The following is a 14,026-nucleotide window of genomic DNA, read 5'->3' as shown; positions in this document are numbered from 1 at the left end:
AGGCAGACATGCGAAAAATTATCGTAGGTTCCAGACGCAGCAAGCTAGCTTTAACACAAACCAACTGGGTGATTGACCAGCTGAAAAAGATTGACCCCCGCTATGAATTCGAGGTTAAAGAAATTGTCACCAAAGGCGATAAAATTCTAGACGTTACCCTTTCCAAGGTCGGCGGTAAAGGTCTTTTTGTAAAAGAAATTGAACAAGCGATGTTAAATAAAGAGATTGATATGGCCGTCCACAGCATGAAGGATATGCCGGCTGTTTTACCTGAAGGATTGACTATCGGCTGTGTTCCGTTCCGGGAAGACCATCGCGATGCGCTGATTTCAAGAGACCATGTGAAACTGGCTGATTTAAAACCAGGTGCAATTATCGGAACAAGCAGTCTGCGCCGCAGTGCCCAGCTTTTGGCGAAACGCCCTGATTTAGAGATTAAATGGATTCGCGGCAATGTCGATACTAGATTGGCAAAATTAAAAGAAGAAGAGTACGACGCTATCATTTTGGCTGCAGCAGGCTTATCACGCCTAGGCTGGGCGTCTGATGTCGTCACCGAATTTTTAGATGCTGATGTTTGTATTCCGGCGGTTGGTCAAGGCGCACTATCCATTGAGTGCCGCGAAGATGATCGTGAACTTCATGAGCTTTTTGAAAAATTCACCTGCAAAAAAACTGAAAGAGCGGTTCGGGCTGAGCGGGCCTTCCTGCATAAAATGGAGGGCGGCTGTCAGGTGCCAATTGCCGGCTTTGCTCAGGTTGAAGATAACGATGAAATCGTCTTGAATGTGCTGGTAGGCAGACCGGAAGGCCAGGAAATATATAAAGAAGAAGTTCGCGGGCAAAATCCGGAAGAACTCGGGATTAAGGCGGCGGACCTTTTGATTGAAAAAGGAGCGAAGGACCTGATTGACAAGGTAAAGCGGGAGCTGGAAGGGCAATGATCCCCTCCCTGCCTTTATTAAATAAAAAGGTACTTGTTCCACGCGGGGAAGGACAAGCAAAGTCATTTTCTGAGCTTGTCGAGAGGTACGGCGGGATTCCCATTGAAATTCCGCTGATTGCCTTCCGCCCAATTGAAAAAAATCAGCGCCTGCAGGAAAGCCTAAAGGTGCTGGATACATACGACTGGATTATATTTACGAGCAGTGTCACAGTGGAGACGTTTTTTTCGTTTGTTGATAATGTTGGGGCTGGATTCCCAAAGGTTGCGGTGATCGGCAAAAAGACGGAAAAGGTACTGAGAGAAAAAGGCATCCGGGTAGATTTTGTTCCCTCTGTCTATGTGGCTGAAGAATTTGTTGCAGAATTTTTGCCTCATGCTAAACTGGGTATCCGGGTTTTGCTGCCAAAGGGAAACCTTGCCCGTGAATACATTGCAACTGGTTTACGAAAGGCTGGGGCCGTGGTGGACGAGTTGATTATTTATGAAAACTATATGCCTGAGGAAAGTAGAGAGAAACTTGCAAAGATGATGTCCGATCGTGAGCTGGACATCTTAACCTTTACAAGTCCATCGACGGTGGATCACCTGATGGATGTGGTTGGGGAGTATGGGCTGGCCGACCATCTAAATGAATGTATCATCGCCTGTATTGGGCCAGTCACCGAGAAAAGGCTGCTTAAATACGGGCTGCCTATACATGCCTCTCCGGAGGAGTATACCGTTGATGAGATGGTCAAGAGTGTTATTGATTTTTTGGAAAAGGCTAATGATTGAGCTGCAAAATCTGGACGCGACAGTAAATGAATGTCATGTGACAGTAATGAGCCACTATGCGACAGTAAATGAGTGTCATGCGACAGTAACGGACCATTATCCGACAGCAAACGGCTCCCATCCGATAGTAACGGAACGCTATCCGACAGTAAAATTTGTTTGCGCCACACAGCAAATTATAATAAGTAAATTTTTGGAGGTATACACAATGGAACTTCAATTTTCACGTCATCGTCGTTTACGTTCAAGTGCCAGCATGCGGGCGCTTGTTAGGGAAAATCATTTAAAAGCGGACGATTTCATCTATCCGCTGTTTATTTATGAAGGAGAAAACATCCGCAATGAGGTATCTTCCATGCCTGGAGTTTACCAAGTATCAATGGATCACCTCCATGCAGAAATGGAAGATATCGTTGCTCACGGTATCAAAGCTGTTCTATTATTTGGGATTCCAGAAACAAAGGATGAGTGCGGCACAGGAGCGTTCCATGATCATGGCATTGTTCAAGTAGCAACACGCTATATCAAAGAACACTTCCCAGAAGTGTTAGTTGTTGCAGACACCTGCTTATGTGAATATACAAGCCACGGTCACTGCGGTGTCGTTGAAGGCGAAAAAATTCTTAATGATCAATCATTAGACCTGCTTGTAAAAACAGCCATCGCTCAGGCAAAAGCAGGCGCAGATATTATTGCGCCATCTAATATGATGGATGGATTCGTGGCAGCAATTCGTGCAGGTTTAGATGAAGCAGGTTATACAGAAATCCCAGTTATGTCATACGCTGTTAAATATGCATCTGCTTTCTACGGGCCGTTCCGTGAGGCTGCTGAGGGAGCACCACAATTCGGTGACCGCAAGACCTATCAAATGGACCCTGCTAACCGGATGGAGGCATTCAGAGAAGCTGAATCAGATGTGGCGGAAGGGGCAGACTTCTTAATAGTGAAGCCGGGCATGCCATACCTTGATATTGTTCGTGATATTAAAAACAACTTTAATTTGCCGGTCGTTGTTTACAATGTCAGCGGTGAATATGCGATGATCAAAGCGGCTGCGCAAAACGGCTGGGTTGACGAGAAAAAGACCGTACTTGAAATGTTAATGGGCATGAAGCGGGCTGGTGCGGATTTAATCATTACCTATCATGCAAAAGATGCAATCCGCTGGCTGAAGGAAGAAGAATAATATTTTTTGAAAAGAGGGAAAAGGATGCGTTCGTATACCAAATCGATTGAAGCATTTAAAGAAGCCCAAACATTGATGCCAGGCGGTGTAAACAGCCCGGTTCGCGCCTTTAAATCCGTAAACATGGACCCAATTTTCATGGAACGCGGCAAAGGTTCGAAAATCTATGATATTGACGGTAATGAATATATTGATTACGTTCTTTCATGGGGACCGCTAATTCTCGGACATTCCAATGACCAAGTAGTCGAAGCATTGAAAAAAACTGCCGAGTCAGGAACAAGCTTCGGAGCGCCGACGTTATTGGAAAACAAACTGGCCAAGCTTGTGCAAGACCGCGTACCATCAATTGAAATTATCAGAATGGTCAACTCGGGTACAGAAGCTACGATGAGTGCCTTAAGGCTGGCACGAGGATTTACAGGACGCAATAAGATTTTAAAATTCGAGGGCTGCTACCACGGCCATGGCGATTCATTATTAATTAAAGCAGGGTCAGGAGTTGCTACACTTGGTTTGCCTGATAGCCCAGGTGTACCTGAAGGTGTTGCTTCAAATACAATCACAGTACAATACAATGACCTTGAAGGGGTTAAATACGCTTTTGAACAATTTGGCGATGATATTGCTTGTATCATTGTTGAACCCGTTGCGGGCAACATGGGGCTTGTTCCACCGCTGCCAGGGTTCTTGCAAGGACTACGTGATATTACCAGCGAATACGGGGCGTTGTTGATTTTTGATGAAGTCATGACAGGCTTTCGGGTGGGCTACAATTGTGCCCAAGGCTATTTTGGCATTACTCCTGACTTGACCTGTTTAGGAAAAGTAATCGGCGGCGGTCTTCCTGTCGGCGCTTACGGCGGACGTGCGGATATTATGGAACGCATCGCACCAAGCGGTCCAATTTACCAGGCAGGTACGTTATCAGGAAATCCGCTCGCAATGACAGCAGGCTATGAAACTTTAAGTCAACTGACACCAGAGCACTACAATGAGTTTATCCTCAAGGGCGATATCCTTGAAAAGGGTATCAAAGCAGCGGGTGAGAAGTACGGAGTTCCAGTGACCTTTAACCGTGCAGGTTCCATGATTGGTTTCTTCTTTACGAATGAAGATGTCATCAATTATGAAACAGCCAAATCGTCCAATTTGGAATTCTTTGCTGAGTACTATCGTCAAATGGCCGACCAAGGCGTGTTCCTGCCGCCATCCCAGTTTGAAGGATTATTCCTATCAACCGAACATTCGGATGAGGATATTGAAAAGACGGTTAAGGCCGTTGAGGTTGCTTTTTCGAAGCTTAAATAAAAATATTATCTCTCTCAGATAGTAAACGCATAAGAAAGCAAGCAGTGGAATTAGCAAAAATATTCCACTGCTTTTTTGATGGTACAATATGTTAAAGTCTAATTTTAACAGTAGAAAATATTGACCTGAAAAAATAGGCAGAAACAAACCTTTTCAGCAGGGGTGGAGCCTGGACCAAAGGAAGAATGAATCGCGAGGTAGCCAATAAGGGGTATTGGCGCCTGGACCAAAGGAAAAAAGAATCGCAGGGTAGCCAATAAGGGGTATTGGCGCCCGAACCAAAGGAAAAACGAATCGCAGGGTAGCCAATAAGGGGTATTGGCGCCCGAGCCAAAGGAAAAGTGAATCGAGTGGTAGCCAATAAGGGGTATTGGCGCCCGAACCAAAGGAAAAGTGAATCGAGTGGTAGCCAATAAGGGGTATTGGCGCCCGAGCCATAGGAAGAATGAATCGCAGGGTAGCCAAAAAGGGGTATTGGAGTCCGAACTAAAGGAAAAACGAATCGAATGGTAGCCAATAAGGGATATTGTCGCCCGAACTAAAGGAAAAACGAATCGAATGGTAGCCAATAAGGGATATTGCCACCCGAACCAAAGGAAAAAAGAATCGCAGGGTAGCCAAAAAGGGGTATTGCGCCCGAGCCAAAGAAAGAATGAATCGCAGGGTAGCCAATAAGGGGTATTGGCGCCCGAACCAAAGGAAAAACGAATCGCAGGGTAGCCAATAAGGGGTATTGGCGCCCAAACTAAAGGAAAAAAGAATCATAGGGTAGCCAATAAGGGGTATTGGCGCCTGAACCAAAGGAAAAAAGAATCGAATGGAAGCCAATAAGGGGTATTGGCGCCCGAACAAAAGGAAAAAAGAATCGAATGGTAGCCAATAAGGGAAATTGGCACCCGAACCAAAAGAAAAATAAATCGCAAGGGTAACCAATAAAGGGTATTCCCTTCCAATCCAATGAATCCCATTAAATCTACAAATTAAAACAATCGAAGACTATAGGTCTATTATAAACCAATAAACTGAAACTCCTCTTTATAGGGGAGTTTACTTTTTTACCTCTTTCCCGCACAATCCAGCTTTTTTATTCATAAATAATAATTTCCCCTCATAAAGTGTAAGTGACATAGTGATTTTGCATTAGGAAACGAAAGGAGGAGTCGCTTTGTCCCAGGAGAATCAATCGTACCTAAGATTTTCTGTGGAGGAGTCCCTGTGGTTTAGAAAAGGACAGGAAGTCGAGGAGCTTATTTCCATTTCCTTAGACCCGGATATTACCATACAGGAAAACGATCAGTACGTCACCATACGCGGTTCGCTGGAGCTTTCCGGCGAATATAAATACTACAAGGACCAAGAGGAAGGAAATGAAGAGGGTGTAGTCTCACAGAAGTTTGTGGAACGGGTGGCCGAGCGTGAAGAGGGAGTAGCTGAATTTTCACATCGATTCCCGGTTGATATCACGATTCCTAACAATCGAATTCAAAGTGTGTATGATATCGATGTCCTTGTGGAAACGTTTGATTATTCCATGCCTGAGCGTAGCTGCTTAAAGCTGTCAGCAGATTTGACCATTAGCGGCCTCTATGGAAATGAGCAGCAACAGCAGCAGGAGGAAGAGCCTGAACTTGAACTCCTGTACCGCGCCGAAGCTGAGGAAGAGGAGGAAGAATTCGAATTCTCTCAACCAACAGCTCAAAGCCCGTATCAAAACAATTTCTTATTCCAAACGGAAGCACGTAAACAGCAGGAAGAAGAACAAAGCACGGATGCAATACCAAAGTTCCCAAACTTTAGTTATCAACCGGAGGAACAAAATCAGGAGCAGCAGGCATATCGGCCGCCTTGGCAGTACCAGGAGTATAATACTGAAGCAAATGAACCTGCATGGCGTTATCAGGAGAGAAAGGAAGAAAAACAGCCTGTAGAGGTTGAAGCTGAGTTTGAGGAAGAAATCACTGTGGAGGAGTCCCCAGCGGTCGTCGTGGAATATGAAGAGGAAAGCTCGTCATCTTCATCCTCATCCGAGGAGGAACCAAAGCAAAAGAAGAAGCTGTTTGGTGCCAGTAAGAAAACGATGACTCTGACAGAATTCTTTGCCAGAAAGGACGAAGGTTCTTCACAAACAAGGTTAAAGGTTTGTATTGTTCAAAGAGGGGATACAGTAGAAAGTTTGTCTAAACGTTATGATGTATCTGTTCAGAATCTCCTTCGTGTTAACAATCTAGAATTGAATCAGGATGTTTATGAAGGTCAAGTATTATATGTTCCGGCAGCCTTTGCCAAAAAATAACCAGACCTAAGAAGGTGAGCGGGTTCATATGGGGCCTGCTCTGCTTTCTTTTTATGCCCTTTTGCTTTTCTAAATGAAAGAGAGTGAATTCTCATGAATGACTCGAACAGGCTGGAGACCCTTACGCCGATTTTGGAGAACTACCAGGTAGAGCCGTATTTTGTAGAGGATTTTGGCGGCATACAAAAAATTTATTCCAACAAAGGTACCTTTGCCTTGAAAAAAATTCCCCCAGCCTTAGGGACAGATTTCATTCGGCATGTCCATTATCTCTATCAAAAGGGCTTTAACCGGATTGTTCCTATTTATCCCACAATGGACGGCAGATATGCGGTATTGCATGATAATAATCTTTACTATCTTATGCCTTGGCTGACTAACGACCAAAGAGAAGACCACCAGTACAAAAGCCAGCAGCTTTTTCGCGAATTGGCCCGGCTTCATACTCTTTCTGCAAAGGAAATTGAAGTAAACAAGGAGGAACGGGCAGAGCATTACGAAAAAACGTTGCAGTTGCTTGATAAAAATCAAGAATTTTTGGATGGCTACATTGATGTTTGCGAAAAGAAAACCTATATGTCACCATTCGAACTGCTGTTTTGCCTGTACTACAATGAAATCAGCCAGGCGCTCCGATTTTCAAAAGCGAAGTTTGAAGAATGGTATGAGGGCACAAAGGAAAATGAGAAAGCCCGAATGGTGGTTGTCCATGGGAAGCTATCATCCGATCATTTTCTTTATGATGAACGGGGATACGGCTTTTTTATAAATTTTGAAAATGCTCGTTACGGCTCACCAATCCATGACCTGCTCCCGTATGTGTCTAGGACATTAAACACAAGTCCGAAACGAAACGATGACGTGATCGGTTTGGTCTATCATTATTTTAAATACTTTCCGTTTAAGCAGGAGGAAAAACTATTATTCAACAGCTATTTGGCCTACCCGATACCCATCATCCAAATGGCTGAAAAATATTATCGCAAGCCTCGTCCGAAAAATGAGTTAAAATATGTCCGTCAGCTGCAGCACCGCTATTGGCATTTAAAAAATACAGAATATATTGTGATGCGAATGACGGAAATTGAGAATCAGCAAAAAGCAGCCCAAGAGGCAGCCCAACAGGCAAAAGAAGGAGCCCAATAGCAGGATACATCTGCACATAGGGCTCCTTATATAATTTCAAAATAAATGGAAATCGCAATGACGATAAAAAGGGATAATAACAAGACATCAAAAATGGTTGGCAGAAAAATAGTTCGTATAAATTGAAAGATAATAAATGGGACGACCAGCTGTCCGGATAATCTCCGAAACGTTCTAAACCAGGGACGGTATTTATATTTGTGGAAATTCTTCACCCCAAACCCCCCCTTTCCCAATTTACCCTTATCATATGTATATTCGAAAATAGTGTGAATGACCTATAATATTTCCAATAAATTTTCAATTTGAATTGTTTCGTAAATAATGACATGGTAAAATTATTTAGCTATATTGTATGACTATTGGAAAATTAAACTTTTTAGAATGTCCGCTTAGAAGTCTATTGTGAGGGGTTATCAACATGTACTGGTTCATCATTCTTTTTCCACTTCTTATTTATCCCTGGGGGCCTTTTACGTATTATACATTTCCAAAGGTCTTTTATTTAGATATGTTTGTCTTGTTTACATGGTTATATATAATAATCAAAAAAAAATATTGGACAACTAACTTAACTAAATCTGAATTAACAATAGAGTTTATTGTCTTAATATTTATGAGCATAATAGGAATTTCCACAATATTTTCAGTAGATATATATACCTCTTTTTATGGTGCAAATACAAGATTTGAAGGATTAATCACATTTCTTTCATATTTAAGCATTTTACTATTCTCATATAGGATGCTTGATGTCCAAAAAACAGAAACCCTCTTTAAATGGATGGCTTTTGTTTCAATTTTAGTTTCGATATATGGGATTCTTCAACATTATTCTTTAGATTTCTTTCCGCGAAATATCTCAAAAGTTAATGAAACAAGAAGTTTCTCGTTTTTCGATAATGCAAATTTTTTTGGATCATACCTGGTTTTGGTATCTTTAATTACTATAAGTCTTTATTTAACAGCAAAGGATAAAAGATATCTCATATTCTATTTTATTTCATCAATAATAAATTTTATTGCCTTAATTTTTTCTGGGACTAGAAGTGGATGGATTGGTTTATTTATAGGTGTCCTTTTAATGACTTTCCTTGTAGTTAGAGAAAGAAAATATTTATGGAAACAATGGTCTGCATTGTTAATTTCATTTTGCTTGCTTTTTATTACAATTAACATTGTAGAGAAGGGGACTTACTCAAGTAGACTAAATTCATTTTTTTCGGATTCATATAAGATAATGGCAAAGGAAAGTACAGGTAAAGAAGGTTCTAGTCGTTTATTTATTTGGGAAAACGGATTACCATTAATTAAAAAGTATTATCTAGTAGGTTCTGGTCCTGATACATTTGAATTTGTATTTACTGCTGCACCAGAAGAAATTAAAAAGACTTTTGGTTCAAGGATGATTATTGATAAGGCTCATAATGAATATTTACAAATAGCAATTACGTTGGGGCTACCTGCACTCCTAATATATTTATCATTGTTGTTTGTTATATTAAGAAGGGCATTTGCAGTTTCAAGAAGCGTTCAAGGGAATGATCAAATAATATTATATGGGCTGATCTCTGTAATTTTTGGTTATCTCCTTCAAGCATTCTTTAATATCAGCACGGTTCCAGTTGCACCATTATTTTGGGCTATACTTGGTATTACGCTGGCTAAGTCTGAATCAATCCTAAAAAAGGGAACATTACAAAATTCAATAGATGAAAAAGTGGATACGTATAAAACAGCGTAAAAAACTGTAAGCAAGCTCCAGAACTTTAGCATATAGTATAAAAATAAAAAAATACGGTTATCCTGATTGACGAAGACTACGTTTTTTGGGTAGTATAGCTATATAATTGAAAAATTTAAGCTTTGACTGGGAAGAGTACGGTGAAAGCCAGCTTTTAGAGAGGGGAATCATTAGCTGAAAGATTTCCTAAGCTGCACATCGGAAGGTCGCCCAAGAGCTTCTTCTGTGAATAGGCCAAAAGGCCCGAGTAGCAGAAGACGGATGAAATCCGTTATCCGATGAAGTGCCAATCATATGTTTGATTGGAAAAAAGGTGGTACCGCGAAGCAACTCCATTCGTCCTTTTATGACGAATGGGGTTTTTTGTTGTTTCTAAAGGAAAAGGGGCGGAGCTCCGCAAAAGTGTAGCAGTCACTCCAATTGGAGAAAAATATATATTTCTCACATTAGAAAAGTATTGTTTAGCTATGCTCACACCACCTTTATATCTATTTGGTCTACAACATATATAGATATCCCTTTTCTTTATAAGGTTTATTTAAAGGAGGTAATTCAGATGAAAACAAAAGAAATTACAATGCCGACCAAATACGATCCGCAGACGATTGAAAAAGGTCGTTATGAATGGTGGCTAAAGGGGAAATTTTTCGAGGCTAAGGATGATGAAAGCAAACAGCCATATACAATCGTGATCCCGCCGCCGAACGTTACAGGGAAACTTCACTTAGGCCATGCTTGGGACACAACTCTTCAAGATATTATTACACGCATGAAGCGTATGCAGGGTTATGATGTTCTTTGGCTTCCTGGCATGGACCATGCTGGAATCGCGACGCAGGCAAAGGTTGAACAAAAGCTAAAAAGCGAAGGCAAAAGCCGTTATGACCTCGGCAGGGAAAAATTCGTTGAGGAAACATGGAAGTGGAAGGAAGAGTATGCTTCCCATATCCGCCAGCAATGGGCAAAGCTAGGTTTAGGACTTGACTATACCCGCGAGCGTTTCACTCTTGATGAGGGACTTTCGAAGGCAGTTCGCGAAGTATTCGTTACGCTATACAACAAAGGCTTAATCTATCGCGGTGAATATATCATCAACTGGGACCCATCTACAAAAACAGCTTTATCTGATATAGAAGTTATTTATAAGGATGTTCAAGGTGCCTTTTATCATATGAAATATCCGTTAGCTGACGGTTCCGGCTACATTGATGTAGCAACAACACGTCCTGAAACGATGCTTGGGGATACAGCCGTTGCTGTTCATCCTGAAGATGATCGTTACAAGCACCTAATCGGCAAAACAGTTATCCTGCCAATCGTTGGCCGGGAAATCCCGATTGTTGGCGATGACTATGTTGATATGGAATTCGGTTCAGGTGCTGTTAAAATTACTCCGGCCCATGACCCGAACGATTTTGAATTAGGCAACCGTCATAATCTTGAGCGTGTATTAGTCATGAATGAAGACGGATCCATGAATGAAAAAGCAGGTAAATACCAAGGACTCGACCGCTTCGAATGCCGTAAGCAGATTGTCAAAGATCTTCAAGAACAGGGCGTTCTTTTCAAAATTGAAGACCACTTGCATTCTGTTGGCCACTCCGAGCGAAGCGGAGCAGTAGTTGAGCCGTACTTATCAACACAATGGTTTGTTAAAATGCAGCCATTGGCAGACCAAGCAATTGTGCTTCAAAGCAAGGAAGAAAAAGTACACTTTGTTCCTGACCGTTTCGAAAAAACTTACCTGCACTGGATGGAGAATATCCGCGACTGGTGTATTTCCCGTCAGTTATGGTGGGGACACCGCATCCCAGCTTGGTATCATAAAGAGACTGGTGAAGTATTTGTTGGCCACGAGGCACCGGCAGACAGCCAAAATTGGGAACAGGATAAAGATGTTTTAGATACATGGTTTAGTTCAGCGTTATGGCCATTCTCAACCATGGGCTGGCCTGATACAGAATCAGCTGATTTCAAGCGATATTTCTCAACGGATGTTCTAGTAACAGGTTACGATATCATCTTCTTCTGGGTATCAAGGATGATTTTCCAAAGCTTAGAATTTACTGGCGAGCGTCCATTTAAAGATGTTCTCATCCATGGACTTGTTCGTGATGAGCAGGGTCGAAAAATGAGTAAGTCACTAGGAAACGGCGTTGACCCAATGGAGGTAATCGACAAGTACGGTGCAGATGCACTTCGTTACTTCCTATCAACCGGTACATCTCCGGGTCAGGATTTACGTTACAGCACAGATAAGGTTGAAGCAACCTGGAACTTTGCCAATAAAATTTGGAATGCATCCCGTTTTGCATTAATGAACATGAACGGCCTCACTTATGAAGAAATTGATTTCAGTGGGGAAAAATCCGTTGCGGATAAATGGATTTTAACCCGCTTAAATGAAACGATTGAACATGTGACAAAACTTTCAGAGCGCTATGAATTCGGTGAAGTTGGCCGTGCGCTATATAACTTTATCTGGGATGACTTCTGTGACTGGTATATTGAAATGGCGAAACTTCCGTTATACGGTGAAGATGAAGCGGCTAAGAAAACAACCCGATCTATCCTTGCATATGTTTTAGATCAAACAATGCGTTTATTGCATCCGTTCATGCCGTTTATCACCGAGGAAATTTGGCAGAACCTGCCTCATTCCGGTGAATCAATTACGGAAGCCCAATGGCCAGAGGTAAAACCGGAGTATACCGATGAAGAAGCAGCGCAGGAAATGAAGCTTTTGATGGAAATGATCCGCTCTGTACGGAACATTCGTGCTGAGGTCAACACACCAATGAGCAAGAAAATCAAAATGTTGGTGAAAGCTAAGGATGAGAAAATCTTAACGGCCCTTGAGAAGAACCGCAGCTATATTGAAAAGTTCTGTAACCCTGAAGAACTGCAAATGGGGTTAAATGTTGAGACACCTGAAAAAGCAATGACTGCAGTTATTACAGGTGTCGAGATTATCCTTCCGCTCCAAGGCCTGATTAATATTGACGAAGAAATTGCCCGCCTTGAGAAGGAATTGGATAAATTAAATAAAGAGGTAGAGCGCGTTCAAAAGAAATTAAGTAATGAAGGCTTTATGAAAAAAGCACCTGAAAGTGTTGTTGCCGAAGAACGTGCAAAAGAACAAGACTATCTGGAAAAACGAAACATTGTAGAAGCTCGTATTAAGGAGTTAAGAGGTTAATGAAGCTGAAGGCGAATCCAGTTTGGATTCGTCTTGGCTTATTTTTTTAACAAAAGGGGTGTCAGACATGTTTACTACTTATAAAGAAGCCCTTGATTGGATTCACGCAAGGCTCAGGCTCGGCATCAAGCCGGGGTTAAAAAGGATGGAGTGGATGATGGACAGGCTTGGCCGTCCGGAAACAATAATCAAAACCGTCCATATAGGCGGGACAAATGGAAAAGGCTCGACCGTTACATACCTTCGTTCCATTCTTCAGGAAGCAGGGTATAAAGTCGGAACCTTTACATCTCCTTATATTGAGCAGTTTAACGAGCGGATTAGCGTAAACGGCAAGCCCATAACAGACAAGGAAATTCTCGACCTAACCAATATAATACTTCCTTTGGCAAATGAATTAGAGGAAACAGAGCTGGGCGGGCCGACTGAATTTGAAGTTATCACGGCTATGTCGTTCTACTATTTTGCCAATCACCCTGAAATCGATATGGTCCTTTACGAAGTCGGGCTTGGCGGCCGATTTGATTCGACGAATATTGTGCAGCCGTTGGCTTCGATTATCACCAACATTGGCCTTGATCATACCAACATTCTAGGAAATACCCATGAGGAAATAGCGTTTGAAAAGGCAGGAATCATCAAGGAGCGGACGCCGATTTTTACAGCAGTCAAGCATCCAGGAGCACTTAAGGTTATCGAAGAACAGGCGGAGAAAAAAGAGGCACCCATTTATCGATTAAATCAGGAGTTTTCGATCGGAACTCATGAATCCATCCCAAAGGGTGAACTATTTACTCTACTAACAAACGGTGGCACCTTAGAAAAACTTGAAATCAGCATGATTGGCCAGCACCAGACTGAAAATGCGGCACTTGCTGTCAGTGCTGCACAATATTTAAATCAGCATGGCGCTATCTTGATTACGGAACAGTCAATCAGGAATGGATTAAAAAAGTCCTATTGGCCGGGCCGCTTTGAAGTTCTATCGGAAAACCCCCTTGTCATCATCGATGGTGCACATAATGATGAGGGAATTACGGCCTTGGTTCATGAATTATCGACCCGTTATGCCAATCGTAATATCCATATAATATTTGCGGCATTAAAGGATAAGAAGCTCGACAAAATGATAGCCAAGCTTGACGGGATTGCTTCGCAAATTTCCTTTGTCAGCTTTGATTTTCCTAGGGCGGCGAATGCAGAAGATTTAGTGAAAATCAGCCAAGCAGAAAACAAATTGGCAGTTGACAATTGGGAAACTTATATGAAAGAAGAAATCTCTCACCTTCCTACCAATGACGTTCTTGTCATCACGGGGTCTCTTTATTTTATCTCAGAAGCAAAACCAGTTATTTGTCAAATTTTGAAAAATAAGACGATTTATCTGTGACAGATTGGCACCTTTTTGGTAAAATAATTTTATC

At 42.0% G+C, this 14,026-nt stretch carries 10 protein-coding genes and 1 other annotated feature; of the genes, 9 read left to right on the top strand and 1 reads right to left on the bottom strand.

Annotation, left to right across the window (positions count from 1 at the left end):
* Positions 1-8: 8 nt before the first annotated feature.
* The 6 genes from hemC (at position 9) to ysxE (ending at position 7,659) form a co-directional block, all read left to right on the top strand.
* Entirely contained in the window at positions 9-944 is a 936-nt protein-coding gene (gene hemC / locus ACZ5AE_RS22550; protein ID WP_464566769.1) for a hydroxymethylbilane synthase, read from the top strand.
* On the top strand, positions 941-1,720 hold the full coding sequence (locus ACZ5AE_RS22545) for a uroporphyrinogen-III synthase (protein ID WP_464566768.1): 780 nt from the start codon (positions 941-943) through the stop codon (positions 1,718-1,720). The genes hemC and ACZ5AE_RS22545 overlap by 4 nt, the downstream gene beginning before the upstream one ends.
* 208 nt (positions 1,721-1,928) lie before the next feature.
* A complete protein-coding gene (gene hemB / locus ACZ5AE_RS22540) occupies positions 1,929-2,909 on the top strand; it encodes a porphobilinogen synthase (protein ID WP_464573711.1) in 981 nt (326 codons plus the stop codon).
* 24 nt (positions 2,910-2,933) lie between these two features.
* Positions 2,934-4,220, top strand: a complete 1,287-nt coding sequence (hemL, locus tag ACZ5AE_RS22535) for a glutamate-1-semialdehyde 2,1-aminomutase (protein ID WP_464566767.1) — start codon at positions 2,934-2,936, stop codon at positions 4,218-4,220.
* Between the two features lie 1,165 nt (positions 4,221-5,385).
* Positions 5,386-6,513 carry a stage VI sporulation protein D gene (gene spoVID, locus ACZ5AE_RS22530; protein WP_464566766.1) on the top strand — a complete coding sequence of 376 codons (1,128 nt, stop codon included), beginning with the start codon at positions 5,386-5,388 and terminating at the stop codon, positions 6,511-6,513.
* A gap of 93 nt (positions 6,514-6,606) precedes the next feature.
* The gene (gene ysxE, locus ACZ5AE_RS22525; protein WP_464566765.1) at positions 6,607-7,659 is read left to right on the top strand and encodes a spore coat protein YsxE; all 1,053 of its coding nucleotides are present in this window, start codon (positions 6,607-6,609) and stop codon (positions 7,657-7,659) included.
* A 26-nt stretch (positions 7,660-7,685) separates the two neighbouring features.
* Here ysxE and ACZ5AE_RS22520 read toward each other — a convergent pair whose 3' ends face one another.
* The gene (locus ACZ5AE_RS22520) at positions 7,686-7,874 is read right to left on the bottom strand and encodes a hypothetical protein (RefSeq protein ID WP_464566764.1); all 189 of its coding nucleotides are present in this window, start codon (positions 7,872-7,874) and stop codon (positions 7,686-7,688) included.
* Between the two features lie 206 nt (positions 7,875-8,080).
* Here ACZ5AE_RS22520 and ACZ5AE_RS22515 point away from each other — a divergent pair, with 206 nt between their 5' ends.
* The 3 genes from ACZ5AE_RS22515 to ACZ5AE_RS22505 all read left to right on the top strand — a co-directional run bounded on the left by ACZ5AE_RS22515 (position 8,081) and on the right by ACZ5AE_RS22505 (position 13,992).
* Complete coding sequence (locus tag ACZ5AE_RS22515; protein ID WP_464566763.1) at positions 8,081-9,403, top strand: O-antigen ligase family protein; 1,323 nt, start codon at positions 8,081-8,083, stop codon at positions 9,401-9,403.
* Positions 9,404-9,516: 113 nt separating this feature from the next.
* Positions 9,517-9,750, top strand: a binding site (T-box leader).
* 209 nt (positions 9,751-9,959) lie between these two features.
* On the top strand, positions 9,960-12,602 hold the full coding sequence (locus ACZ5AE_RS22510) for a valine--tRNA ligase (protein WP_464566762.1): 2,643 nt from the start codon (positions 9,960-9,962) through the stop codon (positions 12,600-12,602).
* Between the two features lie 67 nt (positions 12,603-12,669).
* Positions 12,670-13,992, top strand: coding sequence for a bifunctional folylpolyglutamate synthase/dihydrofolate synthase (locus ACZ5AE_RS22505; protein ID WP_464566761.1), 1,323 nt, complete (start codon positions 12,670-12,672; stop codon positions 13,990-13,992).
* Positions 13,993-14,026 lie beyond the last annotated feature (34 nt).

The organism is Neobacillus sp. S1227, from assembly GCF_055385255.1.
Note: the sequence above shows the minus strand (reverse complement) of the source record. Positions and strands in the feature narration are given on the sequence as shown.